At 68.2% G+C, this 16,547-nt stretch carries 17 protein-coding genes; 9 read left to right on the forward strand and 8 right to left on the reverse strand.

What is annotated here, in order from left to right; all coding sequences use genetic code 11:
* Positions 1-55 precede the first annotated feature (55 nt).
* Together V6R86_RS02330 and V6R86_RS02335 are read left to right on the forward strand one after the other, a co-directional pair.
* On the forward strand, positions 56-205 hold the full coding sequence (locus V6R86_RS02330; protein WP_338501720.1) for a hypothetical protein: 150 nt from the start codon (positions 56-58) through the stop codon (positions 203-205).
* On the forward strand, positions 202-426 hold the full coding sequence (locus tag V6R86_RS02335) for a hypothetical protein (RefSeq protein ID WP_338501722.1): 225 nt from the start codon (positions 202-204) through the stop codon (positions 424-426). Before V6R86_RS02330 ends, V6R86_RS02335 begins: the two co-directional genes overlap by 4 nt.
* Positions 427-496: 70 nt before the next feature.
* Here the strand turns inward: V6R86_RS02335 and V6R86_RS02340 are convergent, their stop codons facing one another.
* On the reverse strand, positions 497-667 hold the full coding sequence (locus V6R86_RS02340; protein ID WP_338501724.1) for a hypothetical protein: 171 nt from the start codon (positions 665-667) through the stop codon (positions 497-499).
* 197 nt (positions 668-864) lie between these two features.
* On the opposite strand from V6R86_RS02340, the gene V6R86_RS02345 reads away from it, so the two are divergent.
* Together V6R86_RS02345 and V6R86_RS02350 are read left to right on the forward strand one after the other, a co-directional pair.
* A complete protein-coding gene (locus tag V6R86_RS02345) occupies positions 865-1,059 on the forward strand; it encodes a hypothetical protein (RefSeq protein ID WP_338501726.1) in 195 nt (64 codons plus the stop codon).
* A gap of 64 nt (positions 1,060-1,123) precedes the next feature.
* Positions 1,124-1,696 (forward strand): DUF1993 domain-containing protein, encoded by a 573-nt coding sequence (locus V6R86_RS02350; RefSeq protein ID WP_338501728.1) that lies wholly within the window; start codon positions 1,124-1,126, stop codon positions 1,694-1,696.
* A 4-nt stretch (positions 1,697-1,700) separates the two neighbouring features.
* Here the strand turns inward: V6R86_RS02350 and V6R86_RS02355 are convergent, their stop codons facing one another.
* The 5 genes from V6R86_RS02355 to lgt are packed head-to-tail and all read right to left on the reverse strand — an operon-like array spanning position 1,701 to position 5,100.
* A complete protein-coding gene (locus V6R86_RS02355; protein WP_338501729.1) occupies positions 1,701-1,955 on the reverse strand; it encodes a hypothetical protein in 255 nt (84 codons plus the stop codon).
* Positions 1,956-1,989: 34 nt separating this feature from the next.
* Positions 1,990-2,757, reverse strand: a complete 768-nt coding sequence (gene pgeF / locus V6R86_RS02360; protein WP_338501732.1) for a peptidoglycan editing factor PgeF — start codon at positions 2,755-2,757, stop codon at positions 1,990-1,992.
* Positions 2,754-3,257 carry a GNAT family N-acetyltransferase gene (locus V6R86_RS02365; protein ID WP_338501734.1) on the reverse strand — a complete coding sequence of 168 codons (504 nt, stop codon included), beginning with the start codon at positions 3,255-3,257 and terminating at the stop codon, positions 2,754-2,756. The genes pgeF and V6R86_RS02365 overlap by 4 nt, the downstream gene beginning before the upstream one ends.
* The gene (locus tag V6R86_RS02370) at positions 3,254-4,207 is read right to left on the reverse strand and encodes a class I SAM-dependent methyltransferase (protein ID WP_338501736.1); all 954 of its coding nucleotides are present in this window, start codon (positions 4,205-4,207) and stop codon (positions 3,254-3,256) included. Before V6R86_RS02370 ends, V6R86_RS02365 begins: the two co-directional genes overlap by 4 nt.
* A gap of 20 nt (positions 4,208-4,227) precedes the next feature.
* Positions 4,228-5,100 (reverse strand): prolipoprotein diacylglyceryl transferase, encoded by an 873-nt coding sequence (gene lgt, locus V6R86_RS02375; protein WP_338501738.1) that lies wholly within the window; start codon positions 5,098-5,100, stop codon positions 4,228-4,230.
* Between the two features lie 72 nt (positions 5,101-5,172).
* Here lgt and V6R86_RS02380 point away from each other — a divergent pair, with 72 nt between their 5' ends.
* The 5 genes from V6R86_RS02380 to V6R86_RS02400 are packed head-to-tail and all read left to right on the forward strand — an operon-like array spanning position 5,173 to position 10,985.
* Positions 5,173-6,840 carry a class I adenylate-forming enzyme family protein gene (locus V6R86_RS02380; protein ID WP_338501739.1) on the forward strand — a complete coding sequence of 556 codons (1,668 nt, stop codon included), beginning with the start codon at positions 5,173-5,175 and terminating at the stop codon, positions 6,838-6,840.
* A complete protein-coding gene (locus tag V6R86_RS02385; protein WP_338501741.1) occupies positions 6,837-8,978 on the forward strand; it encodes a molybdopterin cofactor-binding domain-containing protein in 2,142 nt (713 codons plus the stop codon). Before V6R86_RS02380 ends, V6R86_RS02385 begins: the two co-directional genes overlap by 4 nt.
* A gap of 4 nt (positions 8,979-8,982) precedes the next feature.
* Complete coding sequence (gene hemH, locus V6R86_RS02390; RefSeq protein WP_338501742.1) at positions 8,983-9,990, forward strand: ferrochelatase; 1,008 nt, start codon at positions 8,983-8,985, stop codon at positions 9,988-9,990.
* A 30-nt stretch (positions 9,991-10,020) separates the two neighbouring features.
* Complete coding sequence (gene phbB / locus V6R86_RS02395) at positions 10,021-10,743, forward strand: acetoacetyl-CoA reductase (protein WP_338501745.1); 723 nt, start codon at positions 10,021-10,023, stop codon at positions 10,741-10,743.
* A 2-nt stretch (positions 10,744-10,745) separates the two neighbouring features.
* Positions 10,746-10,985, forward strand: a complete 240-nt coding sequence (locus tag V6R86_RS02400) for a ribbon-helix-helix domain-containing protein (RefSeq protein WP_338501747.1) — start codon at positions 10,746-10,748, stop codon at positions 10,983-10,985.
* Here V6R86_RS02400 and V6R86_RS02405 read toward each other — a convergent pair.
* Both V6R86_RS02405 and V6R86_RS02410 read right to left on the reverse strand, forming a co-directional pair.
* A complete protein-coding gene (locus V6R86_RS02405) occupies positions 10,982-11,830 on the reverse strand; it encodes a hypothetical protein (protein ID WP_338501750.1) in 849 nt (282 codons plus the stop codon). The genes V6R86_RS02400 and V6R86_RS02405 overlap by 4 nt on opposite strands.
* Before the next feature lie 13 nt (positions 11,831-11,843).
* Positions 11,844-16,469: an NAD-glutamate dehydrogenase gene (locus V6R86_RS02410; protein WP_338501753.1), complete on the reverse strand. Its 4,626-nt coding sequence runs from the start codon at positions 16,467-16,469 to the stop codon at positions 11,844-11,846.
* Between the last annotated feature and the right edge of the window lie 78 nt (positions 16,470-16,547).

Raw genomic sequence — 16,547 nt, forward strand, 5'->3', positions numbered from 1 at the left:
GTGCGGCTAAGAGACTCCCCCGCGCTCTTGCTTACCGGCAATGGAGCTGCCTCACATGGATATGAATTACCTTTACTGGCGCCGCGGCGTTTCGCTCGCTCGCGCCCGCGCGGCGACGTGCGGCGCGTCGGCGCAGGCGCATCTCGACCTGTTCGAAGCTTATGGCCACCGCATCAGCGCGCGCCGCGCGGCGGTGAATTCATGAGCCGGGTGCTGTTTCTCAAGCTCCCGGAGCAGGACGTGATCGCCAAGTGCGACGCGGCCGATGTCGGCATTTCCGCGCTCGAAACGCTGCCCGACGGCGGCACTCGCCTGGTCTGCCGCAGCAGCGCGGGCGCGGCGCTGATGACGACCAAGTTCAAGGGCAAGCTGATCGCGCAGGACGCCCGCCGCGAGCGTTTTCGCCCGGCCTTTTCGCGCGCCTGATCGCGCCAAGGCTGAACGCCTGCGGGCCGGAACACGCTTCGATAAGCGAGCGATTACGGCCCGGGGCGGTTCAGTCCCCCTTGTCGCCCTGGTTGCGCGGCTTCCTGGTCTCGGCATGATGCCGCACGTCCTGCGCCAGCGAACGGCTGACCTCCACGCTTTCCTTGAACCGTCCTTGCTCGTCGCGGCGGACGTAGCGCTTGTCCACGCCGGTATCGATGAGCTCGCGTTCGTTCGACATGGTCCCCGCCTCCGTCGTTGATTCCAAAGGCAGAATCGATGACGCGGCAAATGGTTCATCGCTTCGCGCCTAGTATCCGTCCCCCTGATTTTGACTCGCAACCGTCATAAACCTGGGCTAAACAAAGGGTAGTATCGGTAAATCCACTAGCGCGCCGGTGCATGAGAGACGACGAGCTCCCCGCTACGAACAAGGGGATGAATATGTCTTCCCAGGACACCGCTTATTATCGCAAACGCATCGCCGACGAGCATGCTCGTGCCGCCGAAGCGCCGACGCCCGAAATCGCCGCGGTGCATGAAAAGCTCGCGCATCTTTATCAGTCGCTGACCGAGCGGCTGGAACGGTCGCAGGCCGATCAGGACGTCGAGCCCTCGCACGACGTCGCCTGACGCGCCGGGGCGGCCACGCCCTTCGCCCTTGCCGCCGCGGCCCTCGTCGCCGCATAGCGCGGCCATGACCCTGACCCAGCTGCTCGTCCCCACCCTCGTCAATCAGCTCGGCGCCCTGTCGGGCTGGCTGACCAAGGGCGAGGCCCACGCCGCCGCCTACGGCAACGATCCCGAAGCGCTGCTCGCCGTTCGCCTCGCGGTGGACATGTTCCCGCTCCACTCGCAGGTCCGCATCGCCGCCTTTCAGGCCCGCGAGGCCGTTCACCGCCTTCGGGGCGAGGACACCCCGGCAGAGACCACCGCGCTCCGTACCCACGCCGCGACCCGGCAGGAGGATACCGGCACGCTGGCCGAGATGCAGGCGCTGCTCGCCGACACCCTCGCTTTTCTGGACGCCGTCGCCCAGGACGCGTTCGACGCTGCCGCCGACCGCCCGATCGCGCATGCGCTGCCGATGGGCATGGTGTTCGACATGACTGGCTTCACCTTCGTGCGCGACTGGGCGCTGCCGCAGGTCGGCTTTCACACCGGCATGGCCTACGCCCTCCTGCGCAGCGCGGGCGTGCCGCTCGGCAAGCAGGATTACGTGCCGTATCTGTTCGCCTATCTGCGCCCCGGGACGATGCCCGGCGGCTGAGCGGTCACTTTACCGTGATGACGTAATCCGCGGGGGTCCAACCGGCCCAGTGCGCGGCGGCGAGCAGGATGACCATCACCGCCAGCGCGACAGCCGAAATGCCGATCCCCATCACCCATGCCTCGCGCTCGCGGATATCGGCGGCGCTGAGCTTCTTTTCGGGCGGCGGCGGCGGCGCGCGGCGGATGCGCGACCCGACCTTGCGCGGTCCCGCGGCAAGATCGACGGCCTGTTTCCGAACGGGAAGGGGCTGAGCCATGGCGCCACCCTAGCGCCAAGCCCTTGCCGAGAAGTTAGCGGGTGGGTGGCAAACCGATCAGGCTGATCTGCCGGCCGTAAGTCGGCTCTTCCTTGTGCGTCGCCCGGCGAAAGGAATAGAAATCCTCCTCCCGCGCATAGGTGTCGAGCCCCAGCGCTTCGACCTGCCGCAACCCTGCAGCGGCGAGCCGGTGCAGAAGGTAAGCGGGCAGGTCGAAATGCGGGCGTCCGGCCGGCCCATCGACGAAGAAGCGCTCGGCTTGCGGATCGGCGGCGAGGAACGGCTCGGGAAAAGCGAGATCGACCTCGTAGGATGCCCGCGCGATGGTCGGGCCGATGGCGGCGGCAATTCGGCCCCGCTCCGCGCCCAATTCCTCCATCGCCGCAATCGTCGCTTCGGCCACCCCGCTTAGCGCGCCGCGCCATCCGGCATGCGCCGCCCCCACGACCCCCGCCTCACGGTCGGCGAACAGCAAGGGCGCGCAGTCGGCGGTGAGGATGCCGAGCAGGATGCCCGGCCGATCGGTCACCAGCGCGTCGGCGTGGGGGCGCTCATCGTCCGACCAGTCCCCGGCTTCGAGCACCTCGATTCCATGGACCTGATAAGGCGAGACGATGTTTGCGCCCGGCAGCACGGCGTCGGCCGCGCGGCGGCGGTTTTCGTCGATCAGCGCGCGGTCGTCGCCGCTGCCCCGGCCGCAATTGAGGCTGGCCATCGCCCCTTCGCTCACCCCGCCGGCGCGGCCGAGAAAGCCGTGTGGAAGATCGGTCAGGCTGCGCGCCCGCCACACCGGAACGCTCATAGCCTCGTCTCCCACACCCGGTCTTCGTCGGCCTGATTGCCGACCATGAAATGCACCGGCCCCCGATCCTCGAAACCAAAGCGGCGGTAGAATGCCTGCGCCCGCCAGTTCTCGCTCCACACCGACAACGCCATCCGCTCCGCGCCGCGGCGACGCGCTTGCCCAAGCGCCCAGTCCATCAGGGCGGGCGCCACGCCGGTACCGTGCGCCTGCTTCAGCAGGTAAAGCTGCTTCAGTTCGATCACCGCACCCGGCTCGACGTGCGGCAGCTTGTTGGGGCCGAGCTTTGCATAGCCGACCACCGCGCCGTCGGTTTCGCCGACCGCGAAGGCGTAAGCCGGATCGGCGAACTCGGCCGCCCAAGCCTCAGGCGTGAAGCCGTGCAGAAACGCCTTCAAGTCCGCCGGATCATAGAGATGCGCAAAGGTGTCGCAGAAGCTGGTGCGGAAGACGCGGTCGATGGCGGGAAGGTCGGCGGCGGTGGCGGGGCGAATGGTCATAGCCCGGCCGGCCTAGGCCAGTCGGGCGCGTGAATGGCAAGCACCTTGAACAGGCTGCCCATCTGGTCGGGTCGGCACAATCGCGCCCGCGCCGCCTCGATCTCGCCGGCCCGATCGGGCGACGCATTGGCCAGTGCCCGCGCCCGCGCCTGGATGCCGAGCCGTTCGAGCCACGCACCCTGCTCCGCCGGTCCGGCGACGAACGCGCCCGCCTCCCGCGCAAGCTCGCCCACGCGCTGGAAGTCGACATGGCTGGTGAGATCGTTCTCGCCGGGGTCCGCCAGCACCGGCGCAAAGCGATGCCCGCGCACCGCTTGCAGCGTGTCACCCGGCGCGCTGCGCTCATGACCGTAATCGATCACCAGTGCGACGCCGCCGAGCGGCACCAGGCCCTCGGCCAGCGCCCGCACCGCTTCGTCGCGCGAAGGTGAACTCTCGACGATCTCCCCATCGCGATCGAAGGCAAGTCCGTCGCCGATCCACTCAACGTGCCGCTCGACCCCGCCGACATGCTGGCGGATCGGCAGCGCATCGAGAAATTCGTTGGCGACCACAAGCAGCGGGCCATCGCAGGGCAGATCGCCGATGTGATCGTGATGCGTGACCTCGCCGAGCAGCGCCGCTTGCGCCGCGCGAAGGGTCGGGCTGATTTCGACCAGATGCACCGGCGGCGTCAGCCCGGCCGAGCGCATCACCCGCAGCGCGTCGCGCGCCAGCGTGCCCCGCCCCGGCCCAAGTTCGACATAGCGCACATTCGCCGGCGCTCCGGCTCGCCGCCACACGTCGGTCAACGCCGCGCCGACCAGCTCGCCGAACATCTGGCTGATCTCGGGCGCGGTGGTGAAGTCGCCCGCGGCGCCCAAGGGGTCGCGGGTCGCATAATAATAAGCGTTGCAGGCGTCCATATAGGCCTCGACGCTCAGCGGCCCGTCGCTGCGCAGCCGCTCCATCAAGGCCCGCGCGAAGGGCGTCAGGCGACGCTCTCCTGCCCGGCGATGCTTTCCACCCGCTGCCGCCGTCCCTTGGCGGTCGCCATCAGATAGAGGCCGCCAAGGATCATCGGGACGCACAGCCACTGGCCCATGTGAAGCCCGGTCGCCGCCGCAAATTCGCGCAGGTGATTGTCGGGCTCACGGATGAATTCCACCCCGAACCGGAACACGCCGTAGAAGAACAGAAACGCCCCGACGAGCATCCCCGGCTGGTATCGCGCGCGGGTCCGCCAGAACATGACGGCGAGAATGGCAAACAAGGCGATGCCTTCCAGCGCGGCTTCGTAGAGCTGGCTCGGATGCCGCGGCGGGCCCAGCGTCACCACGCCCGCAATCACTTCGGGAAAGCGGACCGCCCACGGCACATTGGTCGGGGCGCCCCACAATTCGGCGTTGACGAAATTCGCCAGCCGCCCGGTAAACAAGCCGATCGGCACGACGCAGGCGACATAATCGTGGATCCGAAGCCATTGCAGCTTCTCTTTCCACGCGAGGTAAATGATCCCGACACTGGTCCCCAGCACGCCGCCGTGGAAGCTCATGCCGCCGTCCCACAGCTTGATGATTTCCAGCGGGTTCTCGAAATAGAATTCGGGCCGGTAGAACAGCACATAGCCCAGCCGCCCGCCGAGGATCACGCCCAGGGAGGCATAGAAGACGAGGTCGTCGGCATGGCGCCGGGCCATCGGGGCGCCGGGCTGCGCGATCAGCTTGAGCATGTACCAGTAGCCGAGGAAGATGCCGGCGAGGTAGGCGAGGCTGTACCACCTCAGCTCGAAGAAGCCGAGGTTGAGCGCGACGGGGTCGAGCCCTAGGCTCGTGAAGTCGATCGCCGCCACCATCAAGTTCATTACTGGTCTTTCCTCTTGGACCCGAGGTCTCATAAGGAGGAGCCAAGCAAAGGCCAAGGAGACGCGTGACCCATGCCGACCGAGCTCGACCAACGCTATGACGCGGTGCTGGCGGCCGTCACCGGGCCGGGGGGACGGATCGTCGTCGGGGAGGATGGCGAGGGCCGCCGCATCGTCGCCAATTTCCCGCCGACCATGCCGGCCTTCTTCAAGACCTTTTGCGCGCTGAACGGCGCGGTGGAAGCGGTCATCACCGGCGAGGAACGGCTGACCTTCGCCGATCTCGACCGCATCTCGGACGATCTCGCCCGCGCACTGGTTGCCCGCCACGGCATCGCCAAGGGCGACCGGGTCGGCATCGCCATGCGCAATTGCCCCAGCTGGATCGTCGCGCATATGGCGATCCTCAAGGCAGGCGGCATTTCGACCCTGCTCAACGGCTGGTGGCAAAGCGCGGAGATGAGCCATGCGCTCGACCTCACCGAGCCAAAGCTGATCATCGCCGACGAACCGCGCGCCAAGCGCATCGCCGCCGCCTGCGGCCCGTGGCCGATGATCGCCTTGCCGATCGAGCGTCCGATCGCCGAGGCGCTGGCGCCGCTGACCGGTGGCGCGATCAGCGAGGCAGAGCTTCCGGCGATTGCGCCAGAGGACGATGCCACCCTCCTGTTCACTTCGGGCTCGACCGGCGGGGCCAAGGGCGCGCTGTCGACCCACATGGCGGTGGCGCAGGGTGTCTACACCTATGCAACCAGCATCATGTGCCTGCTCGGCATCATGCAAAGCATGGGCACTCCGCCCAAGAACCCGCCCAAGACATTGCTCAACGTGCCGCTGTTCCATGTCACGGGCGAGGTGCCGGTGCTGCTGAACAGCTTCGTCATCGGGCGCGGCATGGTGCTGATGCCCAAGTGGGACGCGGGCGAGGCGCTGCGGCTGATCGAGCAGGAGAAGATCACCTACTTCGTGGGCGTGCCGACGATGAGCCTCGAGATGATGAGTCATCCCGACCGCGACCGCTACGACCTGTCGACCTTGACCGACATCGCCGCCGGTGGTGCGCCGCGCCCGGTCGCGCATGTCCAGCGGCTCAAAGATAGCTTCGACACCGCTCAGCCCGCGCTCGGCTATGGTCTGACGGAGACCAACGCGGTCGGCTGCGGCAACTATTGGGGCAATTACCTCGCCAAACCCGCCTCGACCGGCCGCGCGTTGCCTTATGTCGATATCGCCATCCTCGGGGCCGGAGACGCGCATGTGCCGACCGGGGAGATCGGCGAAGTCGGCATCCGCTCGGCCGCCAACATCAAGGGCTATTGGAAGAACCCCGAAGCCACCGTCGCCGCCTTCACCGCCGACGGTTTCTTCAAGACCGGCGACATCGGCTATCTCGACGCGGACGGTTACCTGTTCATCGTCGACCGCAAGAAGGACATCATCATCCGCGGCGGCGAGAACATCAGCTCGGCCGAGGTCGAAGCGGCGGTCTATGCCTGCGACAAGGTGGCCGAGGCCGCCGTGTTCGGCGCGCCCGACGAGCGGCTGGGCGAAGTGCCGATCGCAGTGATCTTGCCGGCCGAAGGAAGCGACCTCACCGAAGCCGACCTTCGCGCCTTTCTCGAACCACGCCTCGCCTCGTTCAAGGTGCCCGCGCGGTTTATCTTCGCCACCGACGCGCTGCCGCGGCTGGGCACCGGCAAGATCGACCGCGTCGCGCTCAAGGCCCACTACGCGTCTTGAAGCTTTCCCGCCGCAGCTTGCTGGTCGGCACCGGTGCAGCGGCCGGGCTGGCGGTTGCCTGGAGCCTGTGGCCACGGGGTGAGCGGGCGAGCCTTGCGCCGACCGGGGACGCGCTGGCGCTCGGCCCCGGACTGCTGATCGGGCGGGACGGACAGGTGACGCTCGCCGTCCCGCAGGTCGAGACCGGCCAAGGCATCTGGACCGGCCTCGCGCAGATCGCCGCCGACGAACTCGGCGCCGCGTGGGAAAGCATCGGTGTCGCTCCGGCGCGCTCGGGGAGCGAGTGGGACAACGGTCTCGCCGAGGCGGAAGGCTGGCTGGCGGATGCGCGGGCCTGGCCCAATGCTCCCGATCCGGGCCTCCTCCGCATCACCGCGGGGGCGACCTCGGTCCGGGCGATGGAGCGTCCGATGCGCCTCGCCGCCGCGGCGGCCCGACAGCTCCTGATCGCCGAAGCCGCGAGCCGCTGGAACGTCGATGCGGCGGAATGCGATACGGGCGGCGGTTTCGTCCGCCACGAGGGCAAGGCGCTGGCCTTCGCGGCCCTGGCCGAAGGCGCCGCCGCACGCCCCCTCCCGCGCGGGGAGATCGCGCTTCGCCCCGGCCCGGGTGAGCTGGTGGGCAAGCCGCTCCCCCGCCTTGACGCGCTGCCCAAGGCCGAAGGACGTCTTCGTTTCGCTGGCGACGTTCGCCTGCCCGGCCTGCTTCACGCCGCCATCCGCCGCGCCGGGGCCGGCAGCATCAGCATCGACGGCACACCGCCGCGCGGCGTCCGGTTCGAGCGCGGCGAGGGATGGGTCGCGGCACTGGCCGACACCTGGTGGGCGGCCGAACTGGCGCTTGCCGCCGCCCGGGTCCGCGTGCTCGGGCCTGCCAGTGGCGACGACCAGGCGATTGCCGCCGCACTCGACACGGCGCTCGGCAGCGACGACTTCACGACCCTGCACAGCATCGGCGACATCGACGACGCCTTTGCCGGCGCTCGCCCGCTCGCCGCCACCTACACCGCCGCCGCGCAGCTCCACGCTGACCTCGAGCCTCCGGGCGCCACCGCCCGGCTCAAGGACGGCTTGCTCGAAATCTGGGCCGCGACGCAGGCGCCCGAACTTGCCCGCCGCGATGCCGGCACCGCCGCCGGCGTCTCGCTCAACGCCACCATTCTCTATCCCATGCCGGTCGGCGGGCAGGGCGGTGCGGCGCTCGAGAACGACCTTGTGCCGATTGCCGCCATCCTCGCGCACCGCACCGGTCGTCCGGTCCAGGCGACTGCCAGCCGTACCGAGCAGATACGCTCCGATGCCGTCCGTTCGCCGCTCGTCGCTCGCCTGTTCGCGCGTCCGCTTCCAGATGGTTCGATCGCGGCCTGGCGAATGCGGGTCGCGGGCGCCGATGGCACCGCCGAAGCCTTTGCCCGGATGCTCGGTTCGACCGGCGGCGGCGTGCGCACAACGGCGCTGGCGGCCTTGCCCTACGCCGTTCCCAATGTCGCACTCGAATTCGCGCCCGCCGCGCTCCCCATCCGCGCGGGCTATCATCGCGGTGAACTGCATCCGGCGCTGACCTTCTTCACCGAAAGCTTTCTCGACGAACTGGCCCGGATCGGCGGTCGCGATCCCCTCACTCAGCGGATGGCCCTGCTCGCTGGCAACCTCCGCCTGATCCGCTGCCTGGTCCGCGCCACGGCGCTCGGCGGGTGGGACGGGGGCGGACCGGGCAGCCAGATGGGGCTGTCGGTGTTCAGCGGCTATGGCAGCCATATCGCGGTGGTCGCCGATGCGCAGGTGGGACAAGGCGGCGCGGTGCAGGTCAACCGGCTGGTCGCGGCGGTGGATTGCGGCCGGGCGATCAACCCCGCGCTGGTCAAGGCCGAGGTCGAAAGCGGGATGCTCGCCGCCATCGCGCAGGCGAGCGGCCCCGCGCCGTCCTTCCGCCACGGTCGCGTGCTCTCACCGCTCGAACCGCACTTGCCGACCCTCGCTAACGCCCCGGAAACACTGGTCGAAGTACTAGCTGGCAGCGGCCCACCGGGAGGCACATCTGGGCTTGGGTCGGCGGCTGCCCCCGCAGCCGTCGGCAACGCGCTGGCCGCCGCCACGGGCCGACGCTTGCGCACCCTGCCCTTTGCCCCGATGGCCTGATCTCATGCAGCTTCCCCCCGACCATCCGCCGATCCCGCCGCGCAAGATCGGCGTGCTGCTGACCAATCTCGGCACGCCCGACGCGCCCGACGCCCCGGCCGTCCGCCGCTACCTCGCCGAATTCCTGTCCGATCGGCGCGTGGTCGAGATCCCTCGCGCGATCTGGAAGCCGATCCTCCACGGCATCGTCCTCAGGACCCGCCCTGCCAAGTCGGCCCATGCCTATTCGCAGGTCTGGACCGAAGACGGCTCCCCGCTCGCCGCGATTACAAAGCGCCAGGCGGTCAAGCTGCAGGAGCGGATGAGCGACACGGTGCTGGTCGATTGGGCGATGCGCTACGGCAAGCCCGCCATTCCCGACCGCCTGACCGCGATGAAGGACGCGGGGTGCGAGCGCATCCTGCTGGCCCCGCTTTATCCGCAATATTGCGCGGCGACGACCGCGACGGCGAACGATTTCGCGTTCCTGACGCTCGCCGGCATGCGCTGGCAGCCCGCGCTGCGCACGCTGCCGCCCTATTACGACCATCCCGATTATCTCGATGCGCTCCAGCGCGACATCGAGGCGCAACTGGCCGCGCTCGACTTCACCCCGCAGCGGCTGTTGCTGTCCTTTCACGGTATGCCCGAGCGCACGTTGCGCAAGGGCGACCCGTATCATTGCCATTGCCGCAAGACCTCGCGGCTGCTGGGCGAGCGGATGCAGATCGAGGTCGACACCAGTTTCCAATCGCGCTTCGGCCGAGACAAATGGCTCGAGCCGGCCACCGACGATGTGCTGAAGGCTTATCCGGCGCAGGGCATCACCAAGATCGCCATCGCCGCGCCGGGCTTTTCCGCCGATTGCCTGGAAACGATTGAAGAGCTCGGCATCCGCGGCAAGGAAGATTTCGAGGCCGCGGGCGGCACTCATTTCGCGCGGCTCGACTGCCTCAATGATCGCCCCGACGGCATGGCCATGCTCGAAGCCTTGATCCGCCGCGAACTTGCAGGGTGGATTGCGCCTGCCTAGGCTGGATTCTCCTGAGGAGGAGAGTTTCATATGGCGAGAGTGGCAATCGTGACCGGCGGTACGCGCGGCATCGGCGAGGCGATCAGTGTGGCGCTGCGCGACGCGGGCATGACGGTGGCCGCCAATTACGCCGGCAACGAAGAGAGAGCCAAGGCCTTTACCGAACGCACCGGGATCCAGGCTTTCAAATGGGACGTCTCGGAATATGACGCCTGCATCGCGGGCGTTGCCGATGTCGAAGCCGCGCTCGGCCCGGTCGACGTCCTCGTCAACAATGCCGGCATCACCCGCGACACCACCATGAAGCGCATGGACCATGCCAAGTGGCAGGAAGTGATCGACACCAACCTCGGTGGCTGTTTCAACATGGCCAAAGCGGTGTGGGACGGGATGGTCAGCCGCGGCTATGGGCGGATCGTCAATATCGGCTCGATCAACGGGCAGGCGGGTCAGTACGGCCAGGTCAATTACGCCGCCGCCAAATCGGGCATCCACGGCTTCACCAAGGCGCTGGCGCAGGAAGGCGCGCGTGCCGGCGTCACCGTCAACGCCATCGCGCCGGGCTACATCGACACCGACATGGTCGCGGCGGTGCCCGAAGACGTGCTGGGCAAGATCGTCGCGCGGATCCCGGTCAATCGCCTCGGCCGCGCCGACGAGATCGCCCGCGGCGTCGCCTTCCTGGTCGATGAGAATGCCGGGTTCGTTACAGGGTCGACCTTGTCCATCAACGGCGGGCAACACATGTACTGACGGTGGATGTCGTCACTTATTCGCCGCCGGTAAAACGAAGCGTTCTCATTCGCGGTCACCAGACCAGCATCAGCCTCGAACCCTTGTTCTGGCGGGCGCTGGAGGTGGCCGCGCGCGATGCGGCGTTGCCGGTGAACGCGCTGGTGGCGGAGATCGACGAGGCGCGGCTCAAGGTCGCCGACCCGCCCAACCTTACCAGCGCGCTGCGGCAATGGCTGTTCGGGCGCGCGCTCGGCGGTTAGGCGGCGGCGGCGAGGACCGCGGCGGCGAACCGGCCGGTGGCTTCGGGCACGCAATGCAGGAACAGCGCGGGCTCGATCAGTTCGAGCTCCATGAGCTGCAGCCCGCCGTCATTGCCGCGAATAAGATCGACGCGGGCATAGGTCGTCGGCGTCGGGGCGGCCGCCAGCGCTGCTTCCGCGACAGTGAGCGCGCCGTTCGGCAGAGCGCACGCAATCGTCGTCCCGCCATGATCGGGTTGGACCCGGAAGTCGCCCGCCTTTGGCCGCTTCGCCACGCAATGCGAAAAGCGCCCGCCGAAGAAGATCAGGCTGTATTCGCCTTCTTGCGTGACCGAGCCGAGCCACGGCTGCACCAGCATCCGGCTGCCATGCACCTCGGCCGGCACCGGCTCGCCCGGTCCCAGCCGATACGTGCCCCACGCCGCCGCCGACACCGGCGGTTTGATCACCAGCTGGTCGGTCCCGAGGACCCCGTGCGCCGCCGCCAGCGCCGCTTCGTTAAGGTGATCGACCTCCAGCGTCGGGACGTTCGCCAATCCCTGGCGGCCAAGCTCCGCCAGATAGGCCTTGTCGCTGTTCCAGCGCAGCAGCTGCGGCGGATTGGCCATCGGCCAGTCTTCCGCTTCCGCACGGCCCAGAAACGCCAGCCACTCGGCATGACGCAGATGATAACCCCAGGTCACCAGCGGCAGGACGAGGTCGAAACCGACCGGGTCGGCGAACTCGGTCCACGGCACGCCTACCACCTCGGCGCCAGCGGCGCGCAGGGCCTCGGCCTCGACATCGAACGCCCAGCGCCACTCCGCCTCGTAATCCGGTGCGGGGGTCAGCATGGCGAGGCGCATCGACGGCGTTCCCTTAACGGGCGAGCAGGATGCGCGCCTGGCTGGCGATCTGCGCCAGCATCGGCACGCTGACCGCACCGCCCGCACGGGCACGCGAGATCAGGCGGCGGAACTGGGCGATCCGGCTTTCCTGCCGTTCGGCCCACCGCTCCACCGACTGCACCGGATCCTCGCCGCGCACCCGCGACAACCATTCGATGCGGAGTTGCTCGAACTCGTTGAGCAGGCCCGCGACCAGCAGCCGCTCCCACTGATCGGTCGGCTGCAGCTTGAGCGCCTGGCTTTGCGCCCAGTCGATGCCCAGCGCCTCGCCGATGCGGACATAGGCATGGGTCAGCTCCAGCGCGTCCATGCCCTTGCGCGCCGACAGCGCGGCGATGCCGAACACGCCGTCGAGCTCATAGAGCTTGACCAGCCCACGCGCGATCGCCTGGTCGGCACCCATCGTTTCGAGCGAGGAGCGGAGCGACACGGCCTGCGCCTTGACCTCGTCGCGAATGATCGAGCGCGCTTCCTTGTCGATCGTCGTCAGGCCGGGCTCGAGCAGCGCGACCAGTTCGGACACGTTATTCTCGCCGCCGCCGGCACGAAGGATGTCGCTCATGTGCGCGCGGATGCTTTGCGCCGCCATCGCCATCAGGTCGAGACGCACCGCTTCGCTGACCGGTGCATCCTCGATCCGCTGCCACAGCAGGTCGAGCTTCAACAATCGCTCGGCGGTGAGGAAAGCGGTGACCACCTGCGGCAGCGAGCTGCCATCCTCTTCCGTCAGGTCGAGCGCGACGCTTGGCCCCAGGCGATTGACGATGCGGTTGGCGACCTTGGTGGCGACGATCTCGTTGCGCAGGCGGTGACGTAGCAGCGCGTCGCGATGCGCTTCGCGCAGCGGCACCGGGAAGGCGGCCAGCAACTGTTCGTGCATCAGCGGGTCGTCGGCCAACTGCAGCTCTTCGGCGGCATCCTGCAGGCTGAGTTTCGCAAGGCTGAGCAGGACCGCCAGCTCGGGCCTGGTCAGGCCGCGATTGTCACCGGCGCGGCGCAGCAGCTCCTCGCTCGTCTCCAGCCCTTCGACCCGGCGATCGAGACGCCCGGCCGCTTCCAGCAATTCAAGCGTGCGGACCTGCACCGGCAGCGCCGCGACGCCGCCGCGCTCGGCGACCGACAGCGCCAGCGTCTGGCGGCGGTTGTCGTCCAGCACCAGTTCGCCGACCTCGTCGGTCATGCTTTCCAGCAGCTGGTTGCGCGCGTCCAGCGTCAGCCGCCCTTCCAGCATCTCCTGGTTCAAGGGGATCTTGATGTTGACCTCATTGTCCGAACAATCGACGCCCGCCGAATTGTCGATGAAGTCGGTGTTGCAGCGGCCACCATGCTCGCTGAATTCGATCCGCGCGGATTGCGTGATGGCAAGGTTCGCGCCTTCGCCGATCACCTTGCAACGCAGGTCCGCCGCATCGACGCGCAGCGCGTCGTTGGCGGGATCACCGACGGTGCTGTTGGCCTGCGCAGTCGACTTCACATAGGTGCCGATGCCGCCGAACCACATCAGGCCGACCGGCGCTTTCAGGATCGCGCTGATCAGGGCCGCGGGATCGAACGAGCCCGGCTGCACCCCGATCGCCGCCGCGGCTTCGGGGGTCAGCACGATTTCCTTTTGGCTGCGCGGCACGATCATCGCGCCGGGGCTGAGCTTGCTGCGGTCGTAATCGTCCCAGCTCGAGCGCGGCAGGTTGAACAAACGGTTGCGCTCTTCCCAGCTCGCCGCGGGATCGGGCGTGGGGTCGATGAAGATGTGGCGGTGATCGAACGCCGCCACCAGCTGGATCGCTTTCGACAGCAGCATGCCGTTACCGAACACGTCGCCCGACATGTCGCCGCAACCCGCCACCGTCACCGGCTCCGACTGAATGTCGACGCCCATTTCGAGGAAATGTCGCTGGACACTGATCCACGCGCCCTTGGCGGTGATGCCCATCGCCTTGTGGTCGTAGCCGTTGGACCCGCCGCTGGCGAACGCATCGCCGAGCCAGAAACCGCGTTCCAGCGCGATCGCGTTGGCGACGTCGGAGAAGGTCGCGGTGCCCTTGTCGGCGGCGACCACGAAATAGGGATCGTCACCGTCGTGGACGACAACGCCGTCCGGATGAACGACCTTGCCCTCGACGATGTTGTCGGTGACCGACAGCAAAGACCGGATGAAGATTCGATAGCTTTCGGTGCCTTCGGCCAGCCACGCTTCGCGATCGGTCGCGGGCGAGGGCAGGTGCTTGGGATAGAAGCCGCCCTTGGCGCCGGTCGGCACGATCACCGCATTCTTTACCAGCTGCGCCTTCATCAGACCGAGGATCTCGGTGCGGAAATCGTCGCGCCGGTCGGACCAGCGAAGCCCGCCGCGGGCAACCGGCCCGCCGCGCAGGTGGATGCCCTCGACGCGCGGGCTGTAGACCCAAATCTCGCGATACGGGATCGGCGCGGGCAAGCCGGGGACGCGAGTCGGATCGAGCTTGAACGCCAAGGCTTCGCCGGCACGCGGGGCAAAAGCGTTGGTGCGCAAGGTCGCTTCCACCACGCTGCGCAGCAAACGCAGGATGCGGTCGTCGTCGATCGATTTGACGGCGTTGAGCGCAGCTTCGAACGCGGCCTTTTCGGCGGAAACCGCGGCATCGCGGTCGGCGCGGGCGGGGTCGTGCGCGGCGGCGAACCAGCCGACCAAAGCGCGGGTCGCGGCGGGCGAGCGCCGCAGCGCATCGACCACGGTGACCAGGCTGTAGGCGACGCCGGTCTGGCGCAGATAACGGAACCAGGCGCGCAGCCAGACCACCGGCTGCGGGTCGAGCCCGGCGAACAGGACGAGCTGGTTGAATTCGTCGTCTTCGGCGTGACGCTGCAGAACGGCGGCGATCGCGCCTTCGATCACATCGTTGCGCGACAGCAGCTCGCCGGCGTCGGCGTCGAGTTCCAGACCGAAATCGTGGATGTGACCAAGCCGGCTGTCTTCGCCGAGCGCCGTCGGCAGCTCTTCGATGACCCGGAAGCCGAAGTTCTCCAGCACCGGCACCGCTTCGGACAGCGGCACCAGCCCGCCCGACCGATACAGCTTGAGGCGGACTTCGCTTGGCCGGTCCGACAGGTCGCGGAACAGCCGCACGTCGCGGTCATCGCTGCCTTCGAGCGCGCAGAGGCGGAGGATGTCCGCGGCGGCTTCATCGGCGCGCTCGCGGCTGCGATATTCTTCCGGAATGCCCGGCAGATAGGTGAGCGCCAGCCGGGTCGCCCGGCCGCTTCCGACGCGTTCGGTCAGTTCGGCCTCGACCGCCGGGGCCCAGCCGCGAACCATCTCGACCAATTGGCGGTCGAGCTCGGCGATGTCCGGCAGCGGACGCGAGGCGGAAAAGCCGAGCGTCAGGCGAATGAGCGCCAAGTCGCCGTCGCCAAGTTCGACCGACCAGCTGGTGACCGAGGACAGCACGGCTTCCTCGATCATCTTCTGGATCGCCAGCCGGCGGGTGGTGGTGAGCTCGTCGCGGGGCAACCAGACGAACGCGAACAGATGGCGGTGAAGCGCGCCCGGAAGCAGCAGCAACGCCGGGCGAGGACGATCGGCAAGGCTCATCGCGGTCAGCGCGGCGGCACGCACCTCGCGCTCACCGAACGAGACGAGGAGATCGGGCGCCAAGCTCGACAGCGCGTGGGCAAGCGCCTTGGCACCGTGGCTGGCCGGAGCGAAGCGAAGCTCGCGGTCGAGCGCCGCCAGCCGCTCGCGCACCACCGGGATCTCGGCCGGCGGCGAGCGCAGCGCGGCGCTGGTCCACAGGCCGGCGTGAAGCGACAGCACGCCATCGGGACGGCGAACCACCACCACGTCGAGCGGCACGCGGCGATGCACGGGCGACAGGCGATCGGCCTTGAGCATCATAACCGGCCGCGGGTCTTGGCGAAGGGTATCGAACAGACCGCGCAGGTCGTCGACGGTCCACAGGTCGATGCCTTCGCCCGACAGGATGCCGAGGCCCTGGCGCAGGTCGCCGTCGGGACCAACCAGTTTGTGCCCGAGCAGGGTGAAATTGTTGTCGGCAAGCCAGCTCAGCAGCGCTGCGCTTTCGGTGTCGGTACCGGCAACGGCTGACGCGTCCTCGGCCATGATGGCGGTCATCGCCTTCCAGTCGCGCACCGCGGCGCGGACGTTGGCGAGGACGTTCTCGATCTCCAGCACGAGTTCGTGCCGGCCCCGCGCGTCGGCGCGGTCGAGTTCGACATAGATAATCGATTCCGCCTGGCCGCCGTCGCCGAGGCGGACCAGTCGCTCGCCGTCGCGGGTGGCGTGGACGATCGGGTGGAGCAGGCGGTGGACGGTCAGGCCGGCCCCTGCGATCACCGCGGCGACGCTGTCGACCAGGAACGGCATGTCGTCGTTAATGATGACAAGGCGCATCAGGCGCCGGGCCGCTTCGCCGCCGACCGACTGAAGCTTCAGCGCGATTTCGCCAGGACGACGGTTCTCGGCCGTTTCGGCGATAAAGGCCGCGGCCTCCGCCTGCTCGGCGGCGGTGAAACCCTCGAGCTCGCCAGGCAAGGCATTGTCCAGAAGGGCATCGGAAAAGGCGTCCGCAAACGTCGCGGACAGGCCGGTGTCAGCCGCCATGGTCTTCTTTACGCTCCCAGTGAGAATGAGGGCGCGTCTAGACCCGGGCCTCGCCACTCACAACCCCGGCGGCGCCCT

It is taken from the genome of Sphingomonas kaistensis, from assembly GCF_036884275.1.
In the GTDB taxonomy this organism is placed as follows: domain Bacteria; phylum Pseudomonadota; class Alphaproteobacteria; order Sphingomonadales; family Sphingomonadaceae; genus Sphingomicrobium; species Sphingomicrobium kaistense_A.

Excerpts from the sequence above, each read along its gene's own strand:
- V6R86_RS02330 (WP_338501720.1), top strand. The coding sequence starts at position 56 with ATGGATATGAATTACCTTTACTGGCGCCGCGGCGTTTCGCTCGCTCGC.
- V6R86_RS02335 (WP_338501722.1), top strand. The coding sequence starts at position 202 with ATGAGCCGGGTGCTGTTTCTCAAGCTCCCGGAGCAGGACGTGATCGCC.
- V6R86_RS02340 (WP_338501724.1), bottom strand. The coding sequence starts at position 667 with ATGTCGAACGAACGCGAGCTCATCGATACCGGCGTGGACAAGCGCTAC.
- V6R86_RS02345 (WP_338501726.1), top strand. The coding sequence starts at position 865 with ATGAATATGTCTTCCCAGGACACCGCTTATTATCGCAAACGCATCGCC.
- V6R86_RS02350 (WP_338501728.1), top strand. The coding sequence starts at position 1,124 with ATGACCCTGACCCAGCTGCTCGTCCCCACCCTCGTCAATCAGCTCGGC.
- V6R86_RS02355 (WP_338501729.1), bottom strand. The coding sequence starts at position 1,955 with ATGGCTCAGCCCCTTCCCGTTCGGAAACAGGCCGTCGATCTTGCCGCG.
- pgeF (WP_338501732.1), bottom strand. The coding sequence starts at position 2,757 with ATGAGCGTTCCGGTGTGGCGGGCGCGCAGCCTGACCGATCTTCCACAC.
- V6R86_RS02365 (WP_338501734.1), bottom strand. The coding sequence starts at position 3,257 with ATGACCATTCGCCCCGCCACCGCCGCCGACCTTCCCGCCATCGACCGC.
- V6R86_RS02370 (WP_338501736.1), bottom strand. The coding sequence starts at position 4,207 with ATGGAGCGGCTGCGCAGCGACGGGCCGCTGAGCGTCGAGGCCTATATG.
- lgt (WP_338501738.1), bottom strand. The coding sequence starts at position 5,100 with ATGAACTTGATGGTGGCGGCGATCGACTTCACGAGCCTAGGGCTCGAC.
- V6R86_RS02380 (WP_338501739.1), top strand. The coding sequence starts at position 5,173 with ATGCCGACCGAGCTCGACCAACGCTATGACGCGGTGCTGGCGGCCGTC.
- hemH (WP_338501742.1), top strand. The coding sequence starts at position 8,983 with ATGCAGCTTCCCCCCGACCATCCGCCGATCCCGCCGCGCAAGATCGGC.
- phbB (WP_338501745.1), top strand. The coding sequence starts at position 10,021 with ATGGCGAGAGTGGCAATCGTGACCGGCGGTACGCGCGGCATCGGCGAG.
- V6R86_RS02405 (WP_338501750.1), bottom strand. The coding sequence starts at position 11,830 with ATGCGCCTCGCCATGCTGACCCCCGCACCGGATTACGAGGCGGAGTGG.
- V6R86_RS02410 (WP_338501753.1), bottom strand. The coding sequence starts at position 16,469 with ATGGCGGCTGACACCGGCCTGTCCGCGACGTTTGCGGACGCCTTTTCC.